This is a genomic window from Paenibacillus sp. W2I17 (assembly GCF_030815985.1).
In the GTDB taxonomy this organism is placed as follows: domain Bacteria; phylum Bacillota; class Bacilli; order Paenibacillales; family Paenibacillaceae; genus Paenibacillus.
Genome location: NZ_JAUSXM010000001.1, coordinates 33833 through 57590, shown reverse-complemented (window position 1 = coordinate 57590; position 23758 = coordinate 33833). Strand labels below are relative to the sequence as shown.

21 protein-coding genes are annotated in these 23758 nt (G+C 44.9%); 4 read left to right on the top strand and 17 right to left on the bottom strand.

From position 1 onward, the window contains the following. Positions 1-30 precede the first annotated feature (30 nt). The 3 genes from QF041_RS00295 to lpdA form a co-directional block, all read right to left on the bottom strand. On the bottom strand, positions 31-1017 hold the full coding sequence (locus tag QF041_RS00295) for an alpha-ketoacid dehydrogenase subunit beta (protein ID WP_017687621.1): 987 nt from the start codon (positions 1015-1017) through the stop codon (positions 31-33). A gap of 2 nt (positions 1018-1019) precedes the next feature. Next, the gene (locus QF041_RS00290) at positions 1020-2048 is read right to left on the bottom strand and encodes a thiamine pyrophosphate-dependent dehydrogenase E1 component subunit alpha (RefSeq protein ID WP_307410555.1); all 1029 of its coding nucleotides are present in this window, start codon (positions 2046-2048) and stop codon (positions 1020-1022) included. Between the two features lie 139 nt (positions 2049-2187). Continuing rightward, positions 2188-3612 carry a dihydrolipoyl dehydrogenase gene (gene lpdA / locus QF041_RS00285; RefSeq protein ID WP_307410550.1) on the bottom strand — a complete coding sequence of 475 codons (1425 nt, stop codon included), beginning with the start codon at positions 3610-3612 and terminating at the stop codon, positions 2188-2190. Between the two features lie 224 nt (positions 3613-3836). Here lpdA and QF041_RS00280 point away from each other — a divergent pair, with 224 nt between their 5' ends. Together QF041_RS00280 and QF041_RS00275 are read left to right on the top strand one after the other, a co-directional pair. After that, positions 3837-4154 carry a DUF2627 domain-containing protein gene (locus QF041_RS00280; protein ID WP_017687618.1) on the top strand — a complete coding sequence of 106 codons (318 nt, stop codon included), beginning with the start codon at positions 3837-3839 and terminating at the stop codon, positions 4152-4154. A gap of 63 nt (positions 4155-4217) precedes the next feature. Next, on the top strand, positions 4218-4565 hold the full coding sequence (locus QF041_RS00275) for a potassium channel family protein (protein ID WP_036607883.1): 348 nt from the start codon (positions 4218-4220) through the stop codon (positions 4563-4565). 8 nt (positions 4566-4573) lie between these two features. Here QF041_RS00275 and QF041_RS00270 read toward each other — a convergent pair whose 3' ends face one another. After that, positions 4574-4786, bottom strand: coding sequence for a hypothetical protein (locus tag QF041_RS00270; RefSeq protein ID WP_307410547.1), 213 nt, complete (start codon positions 4784-4786; stop codon positions 4574-4576). Positions 4787-4962: 176 nt separating this feature from the next. On the opposite strand from QF041_RS00270, the gene QF041_RS00265 reads away from it, so the two are divergent. After that, positions 4963-5562, top strand: coding sequence for a thymidine kinase (locus QF041_RS00265; RefSeq protein ID WP_307410543.1), 600 nt, complete (start codon positions 4963-4965; stop codon positions 5560-5562). A gap of 117 nt (positions 5563-5679) precedes the next feature. On the opposite strand, the gene QF041_RS00260 is transcribed toward QF041_RS00265, so the two are convergent. From QF041_RS00260 to QF041_RS00240, 5 genes are all read right to left on the bottom strand, one after another. Beyond that, positions 5680-6156, bottom strand: coding sequence for a hypothetical protein (locus QF041_RS00260; protein ID WP_017687614.1), 477 nt, complete (start codon positions 6154-6156; stop codon positions 5680-5682). Between the two features lie 534 nt (positions 6157-6690). Continuing rightward, positions 6691-7341 carry a hypothetical protein gene (locus QF041_RS00255; protein WP_307410539.1) on the bottom strand — a complete coding sequence of 217 codons (651 nt, stop codon included), beginning with the start codon at positions 7339-7341 and terminating at the stop codon, positions 6691-6693. A 206-nt stretch (positions 7342-7547) separates the two neighbouring features. Next, on the bottom strand, positions 7548-8585 hold the full coding sequence (locus tag QF041_RS00250) for an NAD(P)/FAD-dependent oxidoreductase (protein ID WP_307410535.1): 1038 nt from the start codon (positions 8583-8585) through the stop codon (positions 7548-7550). Between the two features lie 159 nt (positions 8586-8744). After that, positions 8745-10718, bottom strand: coding sequence for an AraC family transcriptional regulator (locus QF041_RS00245; RefSeq protein ID WP_307410532.1), 1974 nt, complete (start codon positions 10716-10718; stop codon positions 8745-8747). A gap of 188 nt (positions 10719-10906) precedes the next feature. Next, complete coding sequence (locus QF041_RS00240; RefSeq protein WP_307410529.1) at positions 10907-12781, bottom strand: AraC family transcriptional regulator; 1875 nt, start codon at positions 12779-12781, stop codon at positions 10907-10909. 294 nt (positions 12782-13075) lie between these two features. Between QF041_RS00240 and QF041_RS00235 the strand changes: the two genes are divergently transcribed. After that, positions 13076-13888, top strand: coding sequence for a hypothetical protein (locus tag QF041_RS00235; protein WP_307410525.1), 813 nt, complete (start codon positions 13076-13078; stop codon positions 13886-13888). Between the two features lie 261 nt (positions 13889-14149). Here the strand turns inward: QF041_RS00235 and QF041_RS00230 are convergent, their stop codons facing one another. From QF041_RS00230 to dxs, 8 genes are all read right to left on the bottom strand, one after another. Continuing rightward, positions 14150-15106, bottom strand: coding sequence for a GGDEF domain-containing protein (locus QF041_RS00230; protein ID WP_307410522.1), 957 nt, complete (start codon positions 15104-15106; stop codon positions 14150-14152). Between the two features lie 421 nt (positions 15107-15527). Continuing rightward, the gene (gene spo0A, locus QF041_RS00225; RefSeq protein ID WP_062835258.1) at positions 15528-16334 is read right to left on the bottom strand and encodes a sporulation transcription factor Spo0A; all 807 of its coding nucleotides are present in this window, start codon (positions 16332-16334) and stop codon (positions 15528-15530) included. Positions 16335-16529: 195 nt separating this feature from the next. Further along, on the bottom strand, positions 16530-17858 hold the full coding sequence (gene spoIVB, locus QF041_RS00220) for a SpoIVB peptidase (protein WP_307410518.1): 1329 nt from the start codon (positions 17856-17858) through the stop codon (positions 16530-16532). Between the two features lie 120 nt (positions 17859-17978). Next, a complete protein-coding gene (gene recN / locus QF041_RS00215) occupies positions 17979-19697 on the bottom strand; it encodes a DNA repair protein RecN (protein ID WP_307410515.1) in 1719 nt (572 codons plus the stop codon). A gap of 59 nt (positions 19698-19756) precedes the next feature. After that, positions 19757-20206 (bottom strand): transcriptional regulator AhrC/ArgR, encoded by a 450-nt coding sequence (gene ahrC, locus QF041_RS00210; protein ID WP_145322615.1) that lies wholly within the window; start codon positions 20204-20206, stop codon positions 19757-19759. 84 nt (positions 20207-20290) lie between these two features. Continuing rightward, positions 20291-20776 (bottom strand): hypothetical protein, encoded by a 486-nt coding sequence (locus QF041_RS00205; protein ID WP_307410510.1) that lies wholly within the window; start codon positions 20774-20776, stop codon positions 20291-20293. Positions 20777-20860: 84 nt separating this feature from the next. Continuing rightward, positions 20861-21706: a TlyA family RNA methyltransferase gene (locus tag QF041_RS00200; RefSeq protein WP_307410507.1), complete on the bottom strand. Its 846-nt coding sequence runs from the start codon at positions 21704-21706 to the stop codon at positions 20861-20863. A gap of 22 nt (positions 21707-21728) precedes the next feature. After that, a complete protein-coding gene (gene dxs, locus QF041_RS00195; RefSeq protein WP_133385416.1) occupies positions 21729-23636 on the bottom strand; it encodes a 1-deoxy-D-xylulose-5-phosphate synthase in 1908 nt (635 codons plus the stop codon). Positions 23637-23758: the final 122 nt, after the last annotated feature.

Below are 23758 nucleotides of genomic sequence, written 5' to 3'. Positions count from 1 at the left end.
CTTTACTTTTAAACGATCCAAAAAACGAAATTAAAACTCGGCCAGTGTACGCATTGCTGCTTTGGCTTTGTCTTTGCTCAGCATGTAGAATTTCTCCAATGTTGGGCTAATTGGCATGGCCGGCACATCAGGTCCGCAGAGACGCTGAATCGGTGCATCCAGTTCAAATAGACATTCCTCACTAATAATAGCTGCAACTTCGGCGCCTACACCACCGGTTTTGTTATCTTCGTGTACGATCAGCACTTTGCCTGTCAGACGAGCGGAAGCAATAATCGCTTCACGATCCAACGGTTGCAATGTGCGCAGATCGAGAACATGTGCTGTAATGCCTTCTTCACGCTCCAGCTCCTCAGCAGCCTGCATGACAAAATGCAATGGCTGACTGTAACCGATCACCGTAATATCCGCACCCTCACGAAGTACATTGGCTTTACCAATCGGAACGATGTAATCATCTTCAGGCACATCTTCCTTGATAAGTTTGTAGCATTTTTTATTTTCAAAAAAGAGTACCGGGTCTGGGTCGCGAATAGCGGCCTTGAGCAGTCCCTTAGCATCGTATGCCGAGTAGGGAGCTATAATTTTCAGACCAGGTGTACCAAAGAAAATCGACTCCGGACATTGGGAGTGATACAACCCACCGAAGATTCCGCCACCAATCGGCGCGCGGATAACAATCGGACAGCTCCAGTCATTGTTGGAACGATAGCGGATCTTCGCCGCTTCACTAATGATCTGGTTGGTTGCCGGCAGCATGAAGTCCGAATATTGCATTTCGGCAATCGGCTTCATGCCATACATCGCTGCACCAATGGCAACACCTGCAATAGCGGATTCAGACAAAGGTGTGTCCATCACTCGCATTTCGCCAAACTGATCTTGCAGCCCTTTAGTTGTGGTAAACACACCACCTTTGAGACCTACGTCTTCACCAAGGATAAAAACATTCTCATCCCGTTCCATCTCTTCTTTCATCGCGAGACGGATTGCATCAATATATTCCATCACTGCCATACTTACCGTCCCCCTTCTTCGCTGTCCGCATAAACGTGCGTCAGAGTGTCCTCAGGTTTAGGATATGGCGCGTTGTCTGCATATTCAGTTGCTTCTTTCATTTCCATCGCAAGCTGGGAAGCCAGATCCGCATCCCGGGCTTCGTCCCAGATGCCGCAATCGATCAAGTAGTTCTTCATGCGAGGAACGCCATCTTTCTTCCAGTTCTCCTCAACTTCCTCTTTTGTCCGGTAAGCCAGATCATTATCGGAGGTGGAGTGAGGTGACAACCGATACATCATCGCTTCAATCAGTGTCGGGCCTTCTCCGGCTATGGCACGGCGACGCGCTTCCTTCACTGCAGCATATACTTCTAATGCATCGTTACCATCTACACGCAGTCCGGGGAACCCGTATCCTTGTGCTCGATCGGATATTTTGCCGCTCAACTGTTTGTGAATCGGTACCGAAATTGCATATTGATTGTTCTCACACATAATAATGACAGGCAATTTATGCACACCTGCAAAGTTGGCTCCCTCGTGGAAGTCACCCTGATTGCTTGATCCTTCGCCAAACGTAACAAAAGAAACAAATTTTTGCTTCTTCATTTTGGCAGCCAGCGCAAATCCAACAGCGTGCGGAACCTGTGTTGTAACCGGGCTGGAACCCGTCACAATCCGTAGCTTTTTGTGACCGAAGTGACCCGGCATTTGCCGACCGCCACTATTCGGATCTTCTGCCTTCGCAAAAGCAGACAACATCAACTCACGCGGAGTCATGCCTACGGCAAGTACAAAACCGTAATCGCGGTAATAAGGTAAATAATAATCGTGATCCCGATCCAGACCAAAAGCAGCGCCTACTTGCGCAGCTTCCTGTCCTACACCGGATACGTGAAAGTTAATTTTGCCAGCCCGTTGCAAGAGCAAGCAACGCTCGTCAAACTTGCGCGCGAGCAGCATGTATTTGTACATATCCAATACTTCACCATCGCTAAGTCCCAGCTGTTGATGCCGGTGGACCGCGTCTGCAGTACCTTGTGAACTCATATGAGGTACCTCCTTTTAATCAGAGCCTGTGCCACTCTTACTACCCGATCTTATAACCTGGTACTAAGACTTGGCTTAACCTTATTATAATCCCTTTTACCCAAAAAAGGAAAGGACCTTTCTCATAAGCTTGTTTGGCTTACATTCCAATGGCCTTTCCATCGACCGCCAACATGGCTTCACCCATAATTTCCGACAGAGAAGGGTGCGGATGAATGGTTTGTCCGACTTCCCAAGGTGTGGCATCCAGCATCTGAGCCAGAGAAGCCTCAGCGATTAATTCCGTCACATGGGTGCCAATCATATGTACCCCCAATATATCATTCGTCTTGGCATCTGCGATCACCTTCACGAATCCATCCCGACTTCCGTGAATAAGCGATTTGCCAATGGCCGAAAATGGGAACTTGCCTGTTTTAATATCATAGCCACGTTCTTTGGCTTCACGCTCGGTGAATCCGATGCTTGCTGCTTCCGGGCGTGTGTACACACAGCGCGGGATACGGTGGGATTCTACGGCATGTACCGTTTCGCCCGCCAGATGTTCGACAGCGAGAATGCCTTCATGACTTGCGGCATGTGCAAGCTGCAAACCGCCGATGCAGTCACCAATGGCGTAGATGTGACCTTCACCGGTCTGTAACTGTTTGTTCACAGCGATGAACCCACGCTCCAGTTTGATATCTGTATTTTCGAGTCCGATATTTTCGACATTAGCCTGACGTCCAACCGACACGAGCATTTTCTCCGCTCTCAGCGTTTCCTGCTTATCGTCACCAAGCTGCACATCAATCTGGATGCCCTCTTGATCCGTGTTATATGTTTCCGTTAGAACAGTGGCACCTGTCAGGAAACGAACACCTCGTTTGCCGAGCAATCGCTGCATTTCTCTGGCAACATCCTCATCCTCCGCAGGCAACACGTGAGCAGCCGCTTCTACTACTGTGATGTCTACGCCAAAGTCATTCAGCATGGATGCCCACTCCAGTCCAATCACACCCCCACCGACAATGATGAGTGAGGCAGGAAGTTCATCCATACGCAGGGCTTCGTCGCTGCTCATTATGAATTTGCCGTCCGGTTCCAGGCCCGGCAGCACACGAGGACGCGAACCAGTGGCAATGATGAGATTGGTTGGAACTACCGTATCCATCTCGCCATCTTCAAACTCCACAGCGACTGCTCCGCTCTGCGGTGAGAAGATGGATGGTCCGATGACGCGACCTTTCGCGTGTACAACCTGGATTTTATTTTTTTTCATCAAATATTGAACGCCCTGATGGAGCTGTTCGACAATTGCATCCTTGCGTGCCTGTACTTTGGGAAATACAAGTGTAGCTCCAGCTGTCTCGATACCATACGTCTCGCTCTCCTGGATCTCGGCGTATACTTCCGCACTTTTCAGCAAAGCCTTACTCGGAATACAGCCACGATGCAGACAGGTACCGCCAAGCTTGTCCTTCTCAATGATAACGACCTGTTTCCCCAGTTGTGCAGCCCGGATCGCGGCAACATATCCACCGGTCCCTCCTCCAAGAATTGCAACATCACATGTAATTGGCATCTCTCATGCTCTCCTCTATGAATCAAATTTCAATATAATTTATGATGGCTTGAATCATGGTTTAGCTTATACCCTCTATATGCCATTGTACTCTCCTTGAGCGGTCAACTCAAAGTTTGAACCAATCACACATGGACAGCCTATGCATTCCAAGCTATGATGGAATCAGGTATGATCTGTAAGCGTAACCTTTATTTAATGTCGACTTTGGCAGAAAGGGTATAATGCTCATGAATACAAGATTGGTCTTTGCGCGATTTTTGGCAATTGTTGTTCTGGTCATCCCCGGTTTAATGGCAATGAAGGGTTTTCTGATGATGAAAGATGCCCTGTTCCTATATTATGCCGAGCACGGGAACGAACTGATTTCACCAGGATTCCAGTGGCTTTCCTTTGGCGGTGGACTTGTCCTTTTTGCCGCAGGTATGAGTTTTCTGGGAGGCTGGATCCTGTTCCGTGACCGCAAGCGTAATTATGTAGGTCCCCGTTTCCGGTCCAAAAGTGTACCCGAAAAAGCAGAGACGCCCGGAAGGACTCCATGAGTCCGGGCTTTTTGTGCGTTTATACAACACACCGCCTACTTTACATAGACAGGATGGATCATCATGGTATCATTTCTAATCACGTTACAACGATTGCTCAAAGGCATTTTCCATGCGTTCAAAGACCCCAAGTTTCTGGCTTTGTTTGCGTTAACGGCAGCAACGTTGCTGTCAGGCACTTTATTTTACACTCGTGTTGAAGGTCTGCACTGGATCGATGCGTTATACTTCTGTGCGGTTACCCTGACTACGGTGGGACATCCTGAGTTTGTGCCAACCACCGGATTCAGCAAAGCCTTTACCGTAATCTACATGTTTGCAGGTATTGGTCTCACCTTTGCCATGATTGCCAGAATTACAGCAGGTATTCTGTTCCCTCGCAAATTAAAGACAGAAGAGGACCCGGAGTAATCTCCGGGTCATTCGTATAAGGCATCCCGCAGTTTGGTAGACATACGTGATTCTTTGGAAGAAGACTTCAAGATCGTTCTACGCAAGGTAAGGTTACTTGCCTGCAGTCTCTCCGCTTCTGCGAACAGTTCTGCAAATAACGCCTGCGTCGCTTCATCTAGAGATCCCTGTTCTTTCAGGCTTTCATATCGCTCTTGAAGTAATGTTAATGCTTCACTCATACTAAACACCTCTTTTCACAACTCCTGTTAACTAGCTGCCGTAACCAATACCTTAACAATCCATATAGTAACACAAAGCTGCGCAGATTAGTTCTGGCTCTTTCCAAAGATTTTGTGGTACTCTGTAAAGGTCGCTTTTTTTGTTGAATCCCGTATGTGAGAGGAGTAGCAGCACCGTGCAAACAGGACGTATTACCGTAATTACTGGACCCATGTTCAGTGAAAAATCCGGTGAACTCATTCGCCGTTGTCAGAAATTAATACAATTTGGCCGTAAAAAGGTTGTGGCCTACAAACCAGCCGAGGATAATCGGTTTGCCCAGGACGAGATCGTAAGCCGAATTGGTTATCAACTCCCTGCCCATTCCATTCCCCGGCAATTAACCCCGGAATCCGTAGAAATGATCTTGAACCAAACCATAGATGCTGATGTTGTTGCATTTGATGAAGTACAATTTTTCAGCAGTGCCATTATGGAACTTGTCTCGGAGTTAGCGTATTGTGGCAAACATGTCATTGTGGACGGACTTAATATGGATTACCGTGGTAAGGAATTCGGATATGTCGGTGGTTTGCTTGCCATGGCAGATGACATTGAGAAACTCTCGGCTTTCTGTGCGGTATGTGGCAGCCCGGATGCAGCCTTTACGCAACGTATCGTCAATGGGGAGCCTGTTACCTTGGGTCCTGTTGTCATGATTGGCGATTCAGAAGCTTACGAGCCACGCTGTCGTTGCTGCTTCATTCCTCCTCACAAAGTTGAATGCTCATCATAATTTCTAAAAGATCTTAGATATCTTCCAAAAAGGCCCCTTGGGGCTTTTTTTGTTATAGAGCAAACATTCGCACAAAAAAGCACCGCTTCGCAGCGATGCTTCCAGAGTCACTTCCCGCTAGTCACGGGAAACAAAATATTTGTTGGTCATGTAGTAAGCGTCACCACGCGACGTTTCCACCATTCCTTTTTTGGCATCCAAAAATACAATCTCTTTACACTTTGTACAGTACCATTTTGTGCGCTTGTATGGGGATTCCGTCACATAAGCCGTGCCACATTTACAATCAATCTTCATTAATAACTCGGTTGATTTATAAGCACTGGACAAGCGTTCCAGGTTATCCTGCTGTTGTGTAGGCATAATGGTCTGCTGATAATCCGATAAATGATTTTGAACCTTGAAGTCTGCTACCAATCCTGCATTCAATCCAAAAAACTCCTTGCCAATTTCGGTCACGAAGCGCTTCTCATTTCTGTAGCAATCCAGCCACTCAATAATCTGCTTATTAGACAGTGGAACCGTACCCTTGATACCGCTGTTTAAGGTGTAGGTCATGATGTATAAAGTATCGTCTTGTCTACCTGAGTACATTAGAATCCTCCTTCGAATACATTTGCTAATGTACTACAAAAACGCGCATAAATCAAAGAATTGTTATTTCCTGAGCGCATCTCTTCTTATTAAATGGGAAACATTCCTCGTTCATCCGCCAAAGACTTACAAGAACTGCATACACCTGAAACATTTCCCTGTGGAGCCGCATAATGCACAACCGATTTAACGTTTTTCTTGCATATGGAACAGTAGTGCCTCCTTTCCTTTTTTGGGATATAGTCCGATAGCTTAACCACGTTTTTGTTCGGTCGGAATCGTTGTAAGAAGCCCGGCCATTTCATCTCGCTTCACTCTCTCTTGTCCGTCTACTTCGTAGTCATTTTTGTGCTCTGGGCTAAAAATCATCTCGCCTTTTTTTATGTATACGATTCCAAGTTGTGCGTGCCTATCTCATAATCTATTCGACGTTTTGAGCGTTTTTCCTGTTTTTAATCTCTACACATATAAAAAAAACCGACAGAACCCGCTCTCCTTTTTTTCGGAAGAACAGTATTTTAGTCGGTTCCAGACTTATTTATAAAAAGTTCCCAGAACGTCCAGCTCTGATGAGCGCTCAATTCGAAATGGATAGATATAACCCTGATTCATTCGGGTAAATTTGCGGCTCCACAGATCCAGTCCCGATGTGAACTGATAGGCCTGATATATAAACTTGGAGCAGTAATTGCGCTCAATACTACGCAGATTGGTCTGCAAACGGTAGAATTTTACCTGCTTGTAATGGTCATGTACCCACCCGGCTGCTTTCATTCCTGCCTCATTCAATCTGGAACGGAATACAATGAAGCGATCACCTTCATAAAACCGTGTGAGATACCACTCTAATGAATCAGCAAATACAGGCCCATAAGGGTGCACATGATACACCTTGCCGTCGAGACCAATAATGCCCATATGCCCGGCGTAATACGTTGATTCCGAGCTTGGCGTGTACACAATATCCCCTGGCTCTAGCTTCAATTCGCCCAACGCGTTAATGGGCAAGTCCTGATGCAGCCGTTTGGCTGCTGAACGTTCACGCCGCCCTTCAACCAACAAGCGATGAAGCGCGCCCGCCAGTGCGAGATACATTTCAGACCATTTGATCTTTTTTTTATCAGATCGTTTGAACCACCGCTGGATGAAGGTGAAACCTCGTTGTGGCTGTGATCCCTTTTTCATACGCTGCACTCCACTCTGATCTAGTTATTGTATCTTGATGTTATTCTAATGTTTCTCAGGCTTATTATAGACATTTGGTAGTGTATATTCAATTCTGCAACCATTGTATCTGTTGAAATTATGCCTTCTTATTACCCATTTTATGCAAAAAAAGATGACTTCGGGATTAACCCGAAGTCATCTTACTCGTATCCAAATGTAAACATTTATTCTTCTACAACACCAAGGGCTTTATTTTTCTCCTTAAAGCGACTGTTATGGGAAGAAACATAAGCGACTTTTTCTGCTTCAGGGTCCATGTAAAGCTTCGCACTGTTTACCGCTAGAGCTGCATCAGTGAAAGTACCCGCAATCAGGTACAGTTTGCTGCCATAATCTACAAAATCACCTGCGGCAAAAACACCAGGAATATTGGTTTGTAATCTCTCCGTTGTAGTGACATGCCATTCGCCAAGATCAAGTCCCCAATCCCGGATTGGACCAAAGTCACTCTTCATGCCGTGGTTTACAATGACAGCATCGACTTCAAGCAGTTCAGTTTCACCTGTGTCCACGTGTGAGATGGTCACCTGTTCAATCACATCACCACTCATACTATGCAAGGTCTCTACCGCGTAAGGTGTACGGACATCTACAGAGGAGTCTCTCATACGCAGTACATTACGCTCCAACCCGCCAAAGCGGTCACGACGATGCACAACCGTAACTTGCTCTGCCAGGGCTTCCAGTTCATTCGCCCAGTCCACAGCAGAGTCGCCTCCACCCGAGATCAACACGCGTTTACCACGGAATGGCTCCAGTTCTTGCACGGTATAGTGGAGATTGCTAACCTCGTAACGGTCTGCACCTTCAAGCTCCAGCTTGGCCATTTTATATATACCATATCCGATTGCCATAATGACGGTACGTGTCCAGTGTTGCTCACCTGTTGCAGAAGTTAACAGAATTGTGCCATCAGGTTGACGCTCGAATCCTTCGATCTGTTGTTCAAATACGAGGGTTGGCTCAAAAGTTCTTGCCTGTTCTTCCAATTGTTTGATCAGATCTTCACACAGAATTGGCGTCACACCCCCGACATCCCAGATCATTTTCTCCGGATAAAAGAGCATGCGACCGCCCAATCTGTCACGTGCCTCAATCAACTTGGTCTTCATATCTCGCATGCCGCTATAAAAGGCAGAGTACATGCCCGCAGGGCCACCGCCGATAATGGTTACATCATAAAGTTCCAACTGCTGATTCATATTAAAAATACCTCCGTTAATTCGATCCAGAACATCGAGTATTTGATATCGATTCTCATTATCACTTAAATCCTAGTGTAATGGTAATCTTATCAAAATACAATGGCTAAAAAACAAACATTTCTTGTACAAAAATTCTACGAACACATCTGCTCTTTACTATTGCGCTCTTGGTGCCGCCAACAGCTTTTCAACGACAAAATCAAGTTGTTTATTAATTGAATAGATATCCGAATAATAGAAGAAATCGAAATCAATCTCAATCAGACGACCTTCTTTGATCGCAGAGATGCTGCTCCATATTGGATTATCCGTCAAGTTATCTGCCCCTTCATAGACAGAGCGAAACACATAGTCTCCGATATATTCTGGAAGGACTTCCATGGAGATCGTGGAGCCTGCCGCGTCCGAAACCACGTCGATTTTTTTCTGTACGACTTCAGGTGCTTTCATTCCCAAGTACTCATATACCGCCTGAGATCCACGGCCAAATTGTTTGCTCTCCACTATAACCATACCTTTCAAACCGCCCTCCACAATGGAGATTGTTTTGTCCAGTATGCCTGCATCTGCAAGAGTTTTTTTACTCTCTTCGACTTTGTTGTTGAGATTGGTGAGTAACGTCTCGGCTTCCTGCTCTTTGCCAAAGATACTCGCTATATCATGAAGTCTCTCTTCTGTAGTCAATTTCTCATACGGAATATATACCGTAGGTGCAATATCTTTTAATAACGTATATGTCTCTTCTGAAGGAACAATGATCAGATCCGGATCAAGATCAATGACTGCTTCAGGATTCGGTTCAAACCAGGTACCCAATGCGTTTACACCCTCTAGCTCACTCTTGTATGCAGCTCCGTCATATACATCTGAGGTAGCGATTGGCTTAACTCCAAGTGCGACGACATCCCCCTGGAGATACAATACAACAACCCGTTTTGGATTCGCTGGAACAACTACGTCACCCTTAACCGTTGAGACCGTGCGTGTTTCATTGTCTTTGTTCGTCTGGCTTCCTGTATCTGATGATACTGCCGTACTGCTGTTATTGGAACTGGCACCCGTTCCTTCGCCAGCTGTTGGTGTTGTTACTGTACCTGGAGAGCAGGCTGCGAGGAGCATCGTTATGCTCAATAATGCAACCATAATCATACTGGAACTTGTTTTTCTTCTTTTCATTGGTGTAGACCCTCCGTCTATATATTGATAATGATTCTCATAATCAATATATCCCGACTTCCATCTTCGGCCAATGGACGATTCAGAGATTACCAATGGACGATCCTCTGCTCTCGCTTCTTCTCTTATCTTTCGTTGATACTGAATCGGAGAGATCCCCACATGTTTTTTGAAGATACGACTAAAATAATACACATCCGAATAACCCACTTCTGCTGCAATTTCACTCAGCGTTGCATCAGATCGTACAAGCAGATTTCGAGCCTTGGCGATTCGAGTCTGAATTAAATAATCAATGGGACTGTAACCCGTCTGTCGTTTGAATTGCATGGATAAATGTCGGGAGCTGTAGTTGAACTGTTCAGCCAGGAAATCAAGCGTGACCTGTTCCCTATAATGGTTCTGTATATAACGAAGTGTTTGTTTCACCGGGTCAGCAAGCTCTGTTTTGATCTCCTGCTCTGCCAACTGAACCATCATTTCATGAATGAACTGGTAAAATAAACTTTTTGTATGAAGCAGATCCAGACTGCCAGATTGAATCCATGCACCCTCAAGCTCATCAAGGTAACGTAATAACCCCAGCGGACTACTCGGTGCAAATCCATATTGCAAAGAGAACGGTGCAACTTCCGGCTGTGCCAATAACCACTTTTTACGATAACTAGGAAAGGCAAGGAATGCTCTGTAATAGAGCAGCATATATTCGAAATCTTCGTTGGTTTGGATATCCAGTGAAGATCCTTTGGCCCCATGAAGCATGTAGAACCGCTCTGCCTTGTATGTTTGTCCATCCAACTGAAGCACAGCCGATCCTCGAATCGTATATATAAAACCATTTGCCGGAAGTGTGTAGGAACTCAGTTGTGCCCCTGCCTCCATAACGATTCGGCGTATATCCAGAACCTTAACAGCGGCATGATTCCAGCATTTCATCTGTTCGTCTAATTGCATCGAATACTCTCCAATCCCAACCTCACCCGGAACAAAGGCCTTACAAGGTCATCATTCTGCCACACATCCAATAACATATGCGTAGCAGAGGTTCACTAATGTACCTTTATTATAAATGATAATAATTTTCATTATCAACTGAAATTTAGAGTGGAATTGGATTTCATCTCATCAATCACTTGTTAGACTTAATTTGGTTCAGAGATCTTCGTAAACCACGCGGCCAATTCCTCTGTTTGATCCAATGTTGCAATCGGGTCAAAGTACCATGAACGATCCGGGCTCCAGATAAACACACGATCATTTTTAACGGCATCCAGTGAACTCCAGACCGGTTTCGATTTCAACTCTTCCAGGGTCAGATTGTCCGCTGTTAGAATAATGTAGTCTCCGGCAAATTCAGGAATCGCTTCTGATGAAACTTCAACCAGTTGATCCTTCATTAAGATCTCTTTTTTATCTGCAGGAGGATTCATACCAAGCGCGCTATAGACTGCCTGACCTCCCCGACCAAAATTATCTCCAAAGGCCAACGGTGCTTTATCATAGAACTGCATGACCGACACCTCGGCCTGCGGATCAATTGCCTCACCAACACGTTTCTTAGCATCTGCAATTCTTGCGTCATAATCGGCTAACCATGCCTCAGATTCTTTTTCTTTATTTAGTACTTCACCGAAATAGGCAATTTCTTCGTGGGTGTTTTTCAATTCACCATAAGGTACAACCAAGGTAGGTGCAATCTTGCTAAAGGAATCAAATAAATCAGGATTACCTGTCACAATGAGATCCGGTTCAAGTTCCAACACCTTTTCGAGAGAAATGGTTTCATATTCACCTATATTCTGCACGCCCTCAAGTGATTTGATAAAATAAGGATTTTTCAGGTTCATCTCGGGTGTACCCACAGGTTTAATCCCCAGGGCGATCAGACTTCCCAGATACAAGTCAACCACAATCCGTTTAGGTTCAGCCGGAATTGTAATATCTCCCTTCACCGTTGAGACTGTGCGGGGTACCGATGATTTGCTTTGATTCTCCGCTGTTACTGTCTTCGTGGAACTTGACGCACTTTTGCTTCCGGATGCATCCCCGCTTGAATTACTGGCAACACCTGTAGAGCAGGCACTTAGCAGTAACGTAAGACTTAGTAAAATGCTAAGCAGCATTCCCGTTCTTGTCTGTCTGTTCATATTTAATGACCCTCCATGCTTATATTGATAATGATTATCACCATCAGTATAAACATACCTTCCACTTCCACCTCTGAAAATGTCATTTCGCGCCACGCCTGATGTCAGATCAGGCCAATATAGGGGTGCTGAGGTCTTTTCTTTAAATTGCAAAGGAGAAAGACCAGTATGTTTCTTGAACATACGTCCCAAATAATATCCATCAGGATAACCGATCCCTGCTGCGATCTCATCCAATGTGGCGTCCGTTTGCAGCAACATCTCCTTGGCTTTGAACAAACGAAACTGAATCAGATAATCAATGGGACTATATCCCGTCGACTGCTTGAACTTGCGTGACAAACTTCTTGGGCTGGTACCGATCATTTCTGCCAAAACATGAAGTGTAAGTGGCTGGGTGTAGGAAGACTCTACAATTTCAATGACTTTGCTGACCTGATCCATAATACTTGGATAGCGATTGGATATACGAGGAATCTGTGATGAGATCTGCTCCACAAATGCATAGAACAAACTCTTGGTCTGAAAGTGCTGAATAGGGTTCTTTTGATCCCACAAAAAGTGCATCTCTTTCAATTGCTCATATAGAATGGTTGGCATATCGGGGGTAAAGCCATAGTTCATTTGGAAAGGATTGATACGCTCCATTAACCTTCCCAGATCATTTCTCCCTCCACTAGGCAGGTTTGCTTTGTACATCAAGTAATATAGGCGCAATCCGGATTCGCCTGCTTGAATCACCAACTTACTCCCTTTTCCCCCATGGAAAATATAAAAGCGACTCACTTCATATGTTTGATTGTCAATCGTCACTCCAGCATCACCCTGAATGGTGAGTACAAAGGTACTTGTCGGAAATTTGTATTTCATCTTTTCATATGCCTCTAATTCCATGTAACGGATATCTGTTATACTCACCGCAGCATAGTTCCAGAGGATATAATAATCATTCCACATTTTACTAACCCATCTCCGTCTACATAAATTTGTGTCTGTACTCTACTCATTTATTGATAACTATTATCAATTATTATGATGATGTACGCAATACAACCGAATGTAACTGAATCCAATCAGACGAAAAAAGAGCTATTCAAATGCTTCTCTTAACATCCGATATATGTAAATAGAACCATGATAAAGAGTAGAAGGAGAACAGAGTATATGAATTCAATCTCATCTGCAACCAAAAGCAGTTTCACTCCCGGGAATCAAGTCTCCAGTCGGGATAAAGAAATTCAGGGACTCATGCAGCAGAAGATCCGGCTCAATGAAGAAATGCAAGGTGTAAAAACCAATGACGAGTTGGATACCAAAACCAAGGCTCAGCGAATTAAATCCCTAACAAGCTCCATATCACAGATCGACAGCCAGATTGCCCAAATTAAAGCTGAAGAATTGCAAGAAAAGAACAAATTAAGACAGCCCGAAAAGACTCAACAGCAACAACCCAAACCAACCGACGAGACACAAGTCCCATCAATGGATCATCTAATTAAACATAGTCAGACTTATGATCAATTGGGTAAGCTGGTCGGTTTGCGCGATCGCATGCAGGGCTCCATTCAGACCACCGAAGGAGAAACCCGCTTCGACCGACTTGTTCTGGAGATCAATCCTCCCGCAAATGATCTCGATCTCGGCAAATCAATGATGCTGGAAAATTCAGAACGTACCGTCTTTCAGGCAAAACGAGAGGTTGTTCAGGACATCAATTCTCAGCTCAGCAAGGTCAATCAGAAGATTGGGGAACTGGTAGAAGAGATCCATCAGCCCGCCCCTAAAGAATCGGCACAACCTCCTATCTCTGCAACATCTGGAGAAGACAATCAGGAAGTAAATGAAGGAAAGAGAACGGGAAGTAAGGAGCACCCATCAGATGGCGGAACCACAGATCAGGAATCAGGAAATGGTCCGCAAACTACGGCTTCTACATCTCCTGCTGCTTCATATCCATCCGTCGATATTCGAATCTGAGTACCCTTTGCTCAAACATACTTATATGTATACATAATGAGGTTGAAGTGTTTCTTTTCGCAACACAGTTCTCAACTCGCATCCAATGATAGAAAAACCACTATTACAGGTGACTGAAGCCTGATGAATAGCGGTTTTTCTGCATTTCTGCATTTTACTGTTATGGGTATTAATGCGATGCTTCAATTCTTGAGGTTCATTCTGTCCTCTACGTTCTCGTATAAATGTATATTTCAGTTTATTTCGTATGTGTATTTACTTCTAACATGGATGACTGATGATATCATTTGCACAGATGATACTGCCAGCAATCGCTTTACAACTTTTTTTGATGCGTGTAGCCTCATCAATAATCTGATCTATGTTTTCATATTTTTGCTTGCTATTGGTTACAACGGCGATGGATACCGACACGAGAGGAATGGGCCGATTTAGCCCGGAACGTCCTTCCCCCAGAACATATTGATGATGCCAATCATGTTCGTTGTAGAATGTCCTTTTCATTTCCTCAAAACCTAAGATGACTTCCTCACTAATATATTTGTAATCATGGTGATTCAGGATTGTAATAAAATCATCACCACCGATATGTCCAAGAAAAGCTTCAGGGGGAACAAATAGCTTGCGAAGCAAGTTAGCTGTCGCCTGAATAAGCTGATCCCCCATTTTGAAGCCGTAGCTATCATTGTAGGATTTGAATTGATCAAGATCAACGTACAGTACGCTAAATTGGTCCATCTGAAGAGCCTGAGACAGCCTTTCATCTATGATATGATTACCAGGAAGACCAGTCAGCGGGTTCATAAAAATCGCCATTTCAGCCCGTACATCAGCAACAGCAAGTAGCAAACGCCGAATACTCACAGCTCCAAAGAAACTTTCTCCTGACGTGACCAACACAAGATCATATATTTCCCCTTCATCTCGGTCCATGGCTAGAACACTGACATCTGTAATCTGTTCCGAATAATCCACGACCAGTGCCTGCGTGTTCATCACCAGTTCTACAGGACGTCCCATATACAGATTATAGCCATACTGGGTGCCAATCTGCTGAAAGAATCGGGGCCGCATCATTAATGACACAACCTTCTCCCCCATAACAGCTATACCTTCCAGACTAGGATTGGACTTGAAAAGATGATAGACGATATCACATTTTGTATCAGATTGTACTACAGGAATTGGTTCAGCAATCTGGCCTATTTGCGTAAACATACTATTCTGCTCCTCTGTTCGTAGCATCTAATCCAAACTTTTTAAATATATATGTAGGTCTTTGTCAATGGTCACATCGTACCACTTTCTACTTGAAAAAGCGTTAACTGAGGGTAAAAGTTTATGAAATATTTCCTTTTCTGAATTTTGCTATAGGGAGCTTTCTTTAATGCAGAAACTCTAAATTGAGAAGCAATCATGCAAAACTAAATTTCATCATCATGTTCTGTGTTATTTCGTTATGCAAAAATACCGTCATTTACTGGATATCTTTAATCCATTAAATGACGGTATTCGTTGGCATATATTACAGAAGTTTATCGGCATGAAATGAACGAATCAGACATTGACCCCCAAAATTCATTTGGCTAGAATCTAATCTGAATCCAAAATTTCTTGCCCAACATTACTCCTGACCCTTTCAGCTTACCTTATGCTCAATTCTCAGCTTGTCAGCAACCATGGCGATGAATTCCGAATTTGTCGGCTTCGACTTGCTGATGTTGATCGTGTAACCAAACAAGTGGCTGATGCTGTCGATGTTACCACGCGTCCACGCCACCTCAATGGCATGACGGATCGCACGTTCGACGCGGGACGGCGTGGTTTTAAATTTTTCGGCAATCGCCGGATACAGTGTTTTGGTGATGGCTCCCAAAATTTCGATATTGTTATACACCATCGTAATGGCTTCGCGCAAATACTGATATCCTTTAATATGCGCAGGAACGCCGATTTCATGTATGATGGACGTAATGCTTGCATCCAGATTTTTGTGTTTGCCCATTGGCACAACATTGGATTTCATGAACATGGATGATCCGCTGCTTGTGGACATCGCCGTCTGTGTTCCCACCAGTTGACGCACACGATTCGCAAGCACTTCCATGTCAAACGGCTTGAGAATGTAATAAGAAGCTCCGAGTTGCACGGCACGCTGTGTGATATTCTCTTGTCCGAATGCCGTAAGCATAATGACTTTAGGCTGTGGAGACAGGTTCAGGTTGCGCAAGCGCTCAAGCACACCCAGACCGTCCAGATGAGGCATGATAATATCCAGAATCAATACATCCGGCACATCCCGAGTTTGCTCCAGCAATTGCAGTACTTCTTCTCCATTGTATGCAATACCGGTTACTTCCATATCTTCCTGCTCAGATATATATTCGGCAAGCAAATTCGTAAATTCACGATTATCATCGGCCAGCAATACCTCAATTTTTTGCAAAACGGTATCCTCCTTTAAATTAAACATCGTTTCGTACATTTCCTTACAGGTTAAATTTTCGACACAGCAAGTTAAATTCCTCCTGTCGAAAATTATTTTTCTTTATTTTTTTTTCTTGATCCTATATAATAAATAATTTATTTCATTATCCGATATATTATGTTTGCTTTCGACAAAAAAGAACCTCAGGGCTGTTTAGCCAGCCTTGAGGTTCTTATCGTTTTCCTTTTTCATCATAACGCCAGCATCTTGTAACATCCATTCAATGAAGCAACCGTAACCCGATTTCGGATCATTCACGAATACATGAGTAACTGCACCGATCAACTTACCATTTTGTACAATGGGGCTGCCACTCATCCCTTGAACAATGCCTCCGGTCTTATCCAGCAGTTTCGGGTCCGTGATTCGAAGTACCAGACCTTTTGTTGCTGGTTCGGTTTGATCTGCTACATGAACAATGTCAATGGAGAAGCGTTCAACTTGTTGGCCGTCAACAACGGTAAGTATTTCGGCCGGTCCTTCTTTGACTTCATGAGAAAAAGCGACGGGAATACCTTTCGAATACAGACTGTGCTCAGGATTTCCGGACATTTTACCAAAGATGCCAAAAGCCGTATTACGTTCAATATTGCCCAAAATTTTGCTTTCCTTGAGGAAATGAGCACGTTTTTCACCCGGATCACCGGTTTCACTTTTTGAAATGGACGTCACATTGGACTGAACAATCTGACCACTACCTACAACAATAGATGTTTGTGTGTTCATATCTGTAATGACATGGCCCAGTGCGCCGTATACGCCCTGATCTGGAGCATAGAAGGTAAGTGTGCCAACACCGGCTGCAGAATCACGAATGTACAATCCAAGCCTCCACGCTTGATCCTCGGAGTCATACGCCGGAGTTAATCGTGTCTTCACCGTTTCCTTACCACGTTTTAACACAACATCAATACCTTTTTTACTTTTACCTGCAAGTTCAACGGCTTCAGAGACACCTGCCACGCCATCAAGACGTTTACCATCCATATGCGTAATCAGATCTCCGAGCTTAATGCCAGCCGTCTCTCCTGGCGATACACGCTCATCCTGCCCAGAATGGACCAGATGATGACCAACCACCAGAATGCCTGCCGATTTAACTTTGACGCCAATCGTTTGACCCCCGGGTACAACACGCAAATCCGGTATCACATTCACATGGACTGTTTTGACCGGAATTTTACCCCACAACTTCAACGTTAATTTGGCATGTCCCGTCTGTTGGGGGTGAAGATGCAAAGGTTGTTGCCTGGTAAAATGCATCGCTGCCTGATCATCCAAACCAACGATATCAGGACGATCTACAACGGCGCTTGAAGCAGCAGGTACAGCGAGCCGGACATCCGCTTGCCTGCCAGCAAACACCTGCAATTCATCCGGCAGTGAAGCATAACTTTGCACAGGCTGAATGGCCTGGCTAATCACACAAAGAAAGAAGGCAAATAAAAGACCTAGCAATTTCTTCCTGAGGGGGGAATTCAATGGCTGTCACACTCCCTTTGCTTCTTTCGCTTGACGAAAGGTGGTCGCCAATTGCGTACCTTTAAGATAACCTCGCCCCCAGGCTTTTATTACTGTCAATCATTACGCCAGCCGTCCGTTTCACCCTTTTTTGGCTTCCGCCAAATTCAGCATTTCCTGTGCGTGATGCAGCGTTTTTTCTGTAATTTCCACGCCGCCCAGCATACGTGCCAATTCCTTCACTCTGCCTTCGTCTGACAGCGATTCCACCTGCGTCATCGTCCGTCCATCGTAGACATGTTTCTCAATGAGATACTGATGATCTGCCATACAAGCCACTTGTGGTAAGTGCGTTATTGAGAAAACCTGACAAGTCGAAGACAAGCGGAACAGTTTTTCCGCAATGGATTGAGCTGCTCTACCGCTAACTCCGGTATCAACTTCATCAAAAATCAACACAGGTATCCGGTCATGTCGCGCAAAGATACTCTTCATCGCAAGCATCATTCTCGACAACTCACCACCTGAAGCAATCTTGCCAAGTGGTCGTAATGGCTCGCCCGGGTTCGGTGAAATCAGGAATTCCGCATTGTCCGCACCCTGACGATTCAGACGAATACGACGTCCATTCCATTCAATGCCCTTTGGATCTTCGAAAGGAGTAATCTGAACACGCAGTGTAGTCCGCTCCATTTGCAGATCCTTGAGCTCGCTTTCCACCTGTGCAGCAAGTTCCTCGGCGCATTGTTTGCGAACCTTGCTGAGTTCTTCCGCAGACTCCATCACAAGGTTAAGCATTTTGTCACGTTCAGCTCGCAATTTCTCCAGCCGTTCGTCCTTGTTCTCCAGTTGGTCGGTTTCATGGCTAATCTGATCATAATAACTCAGAATAAGTTCAACACTGTCCCCGTATTTCCGTCTGAGGCCAGAAATCAGATTCAGCCTTTGCTCCACTTCTTCCAGCCTTGCCGGATTAAATTCAATCTTCTCCCGGTAATCCCTTAACTGAAATGTAGCATCTTCCAATTGATAAAATGCGGATTGCAGCTGCTCTACAATAGGTTGCAGTCCTTTGTTATCATATCCAGAAATGTCTTCAATTCTTGAAAGAGCAATGCTCACAGCTTCAAGCCCGCGTTGACCACTGAGCAGATCATATGCACCAGCAACACTGTCCATCATTTTCTCACTATGGGATAGTTTGACCCGTTCTTCCCCGAGTAATTCATCCTCGCCTCGTGTAAGGCTTGCCGCTGCGATCTCCTCAAGCTGAAAGCGATACATGTCCAAGAGTTGATATGCCCGCTGACTGGACTCCTGAAGCGCACGCAGTTCCTTTTCCGCCGTGATAAACTTGCTGTAACGCTCTTGATACTTCGCTTTGACAGGTCCGATGACTTCCGAGCCATAAGTATCGAGAAGCCCCAGATGGCTCTCTGCACGCAGCAAACTCTGATGTTCATGTTGTCCATGAATATTGATCAGCTTCTCGCCTACTTCCCGCAGCATGGTCAGATTGACCAATTGCCCATTAATGCGGGACGTACTCTTCCCCTGTGTGTTCAGTTCACGTCGAATGACCAGATGCTCTTCAGGCTCACAATGGATACCCAGCTTCTCTAATGTCTGCCATACCGGATGACTCTGCTCCATCTCGAACAAGGCTTCCATCTCTGCCTTATCACAACCGTACCGGATCAGATCCGCTGAACTTCGTCCACCAGCAATTAAGCCAAGTGCATCTATAATAATCGATTTTCCTGCACCCGTTTCCCCTGAAAGTACATGGAATCCCGGATGGAATACAACGTCCACTTCTTCCACCACAGCCAGATTACGAATTGATAACGTAACTAACATCTGCAAAAACACCTCCGGATGACTAACTCAGAAATTATGTTTTTGAACCATTTATTTATTCAAGAAATGTAACCCATGATCCGCTCAATAACGGTCACGCTGTTACCTTCAGTCCGGCAGATAATCAGAATGGTATCATCTCCACAGATCGTGCCCATGACTTCATTCCACTCAATATTATCAAGCAAAGCTGCAATGGAGTTGGCTGTTCCTGGCAAACATTTCATCACAACCAGATTGTTTGTGTGATCAATGTGCAAGAAGTTGTCAACGAGTGCACGCTTCAACTTTTGAATCGGATTATATCGTTGATCTGTTGGCAAAGAGTATTTGTATCTTCCGTCATCCATCGGAATCTTGATTAACAGAAGTTCCTTGATATCCCGGGATACCGTCGCCTGAGTCACCTGAAAACCTGATTTGCGCAGTGCTTCAACCAGATCATCCTGGGTCTCAATTTCATTTTGACTAATGATTTCACGAATCTTGATGTGCCTTTGTCCTTTCATACATGCCTCCAGTTAAATGTATTGCAATAAAGCAGCATTTGTAATTCGCCGCAGACTTTGCCCTGCAATGTTCATTCTTTTATATTAGTCCAGATCATCCCCATCATACACATCTTCCTGATAGTCCATGAGCCTGATTAACTTAATATCGGAATCCTCCACGTCAACATACAGCAATCCTTCACAGCCAGGATATAACAACAGATAATTGAGGAAGCGATCCCTTAGCGCAGGGCCGGTCATTTCAATTGGCTGTCTGCGACGGGACGTTTTCACCAGGTATCTGAGATCCTCACGTTCTGCAACATAATCAATGAATAATCTGCTGTAATAAACGGATTCATTGGCCTCAAAAGCCAGAGGGACTTTCATTTTGCCACCGATGACTTCGTAACCCTGTGCTTCAAGCAAATCCAAGGCCGGGGAATCCTGAATCTTCACGTTCAGTTGCATTCCAGACAAGCTTACCGGTATCGGTCGGTTTACCCAATTACGAAAGCCAAAGAACAGCCACAAGATCAAACAGACAGCAAGTACACCTATAAAGATTGTGTCATATTGACCATCCATTATCGCTCACCTCGAAGACATATTCGAGGTTCAGTAACGATTTCCCTTTACGTCAATCACCTTTCCAGCGAAAAGAAACCCATCTTATGATGAGTTTCCCGTAAATGTATGAGCTGCTTCCTTCGCGACTTGCTCCGCAAGTGCATCAAGTGAAGCTGGATCGATCTCTGGTTGTGTTGCCTCTGGTGCTTCCAGACGCCAATGTGCGAGAAATTCAATATTACCTTCTCCACCGGTTATCGGTGAAAAAGTTAAACTCTGCAGATGTAAACCAAGTTGACTGGCAAAATGAAGCATCGTCTGCAATACATCCTTGTGTACCTTCGTATCACGTACCACACCGGACTTACCTACTTTTTCACGCCCTGCCTCAAATTGAGGTTTAATCAATGCAACGATATCTGCAGGTTGTTTCAAAAGAGCCAGAAGTGGCGGCAATATGATTCGCAGTGAAATGAACGACACATCAATGCTCGCAAAGTTCGGCACGGGTCCCGCCAGATCTTCAGGAGTCACATAGCGGAAATTAGTTCGTTCCATAACAGTAACCCGCTCATCATTACGCAAAGACCAGTCGAGCTGATTATACCCCACATCAATAGCGTAGACGTGAGACGCGCCATGCTGAAGTGCACAATCCGTAAATCCACCGGTGGATGAGCCAATGTCGAGCATGACAAGTCCATTCATATCAAGGCCGAAATGACGGATCGCTTTTTCGAGCTTCAATCCGCCTCTGCCGACGTAGGGATGTACCGAGCCTTTAACTTTCAGCTCGGCTTCCCTTGGAATTTTCATGCCCGCCTTTTCGATCGGCTCATTATTGGCATATACCAGTCCAGCCATGATTGCAGCTTTTGCCTTCTCACGACTTTCATAATAGCCCTGCTCAACCAGCAGAACATCAATTCGTTCTTTCGGGAGTGACATGTCTGTCTCCTATCATGTAAATTTACGAAGGAAAACGTGTTTTGGGTATGCCGTAAGATGATTGAACAGCCATCTTGCGCAGTTCAGCACATACATTCTCAACGGTAAGCCCCACTTCCTCACGTTGTTCCTTAATACTGCCATGCTCGATGAAGCGATCCGGAATCCCCATCAATTGTACATGAACATCATGCAGTCCCTGTTCTGCATAAAACTCCAAAACTGCACTACCCATGCTGCCTGCTTGGGATGTTTCTTCAAGTACAATCAATTTGGTGCCTCGAACAGCCAGATCACGCAACATCTGCTCATCAAGAGGTTTGAGGAAGCGAGCGTTGATTACGCCTGCTGTAATCCCTTCCCGTTTCACCATCTCTGCTGCTTCTTCTGCAAGCTGCACCATCGATCCTGAAGCGATGACAGCATATCCTTCGGATGGACGCAGTTGCTCCCATGATCCAATCGGAATCGGAACAAGTACATCATCCAGAGGTACACCGACCACATTGTTTCGTGGATAACGGTATGCAATTGGACCTTCGTTATAATCAAGCGCCGTTTTCATCATATGACGCAATTCATTTTCGTCTTTTGGCATCATCAGAACGATATTTGGAATATGGCGCATAAATGCCACATCGTATACCCCTTGATGTGTTTCCCCATCCGGACCAACAAACCCGGCACGGTCAATGGCAAACATCACGTTAGCGTTATGTCGGCAAATATCATGTACAATCTGATCATATGCACGTTGCATAAACGTAGAATATACGGCAAAGACCGGCTTCAAGCCTTCCATAGCCAGTGCAGCACACATGGTTGCCGCATGCTGTTCTGCGATCCCCACGTCAATCATGCGGTCAGGAAATTCCTTACTAAAAGGAATGAGACCTGATCCTGTAGGCATTGCTGGCGTTACAGCTACGATCCGCTTATCCTGCTTCGCAAGATCAATTAGTGTTTGACCAAACACTTCCGTGTACATCGGTTTTCCGACTGCCTTCAGCACTTGCCCAGATTCAATTTTGTACGGAGAAATCCCGTGCCACTTGTGCGAATCGGCTTCTGCTGGCTGATAACCTTTGCCTTTGGTCGTGAGCACGTGAACGAGCACAGGACCATCAACGTTATCTGCCTGTTTGAAGGTTTCAATCAATTTGGGAATATCGTGCCCATCAATCGGTCCTAAATACGTGAAGCCCAGTTCTTCGAAAAGAACACCTGGTACCATCATATATTTGACACTATCTTTGATCCAGCTTGCCGATTTGGCCAAACGATCCCCGATAGCAGGAATTTTTTTAAGCATCCCCTCGACATCATCTTTCGCTTTCAGATAATGACGATCCGAACGAATCTTGCTTAAATATTTATGCATGGCCCCAACATTTGGAGCAATGGACATTTCATTATCATTCAGAATAACCATCAGTTTTCTCTGCTCATGACCGATATGATTGAGGGCCTCAAAAGCCATACCGCCTGTAAGCGCTCCATCACCAATCATCGCGATGACTTGATTGTCCTCACCTTTCAGATCACGTGCAAGGGCCATCCCCATCGCAGCGGACAATGAAGTACTGCTGTGTCCAGCTTCCCATACATCATGTTCGCTTTCGTTGCGTTTTACAAACCCGCACAGGCCATTATGTTGACGCAATGTATCAAAGCGATCCATACGCCCTGTCAGGACTTTATGCACATAAGCCTGATGCCCTACATCAAAAATCATTTTGTCTGCTGGACTGTTATAGCAGTAATGCAGGGCTACCGTGAGCTCAACCACGCCTAAGTTGGGTGCGAGATGCCCACCTGTAACTGACAGTTTCTCAATCAGAAACTGCCGGATCTCTGCCGATAAAAGGGCAAGATCATCCTGAGACATCGACTTTAGATCACTGGGTTGTTTAATTTGTGGAAGCAGCACGAGAATCTCCCCGCTTTCCTAGATTGTTTAGTTATTGTTGTAAATCGATATATACATTATGAATCAAATGACATTAAATCATTATAACATAAAAGAACAAGAATCATAATTTACTGCACTAT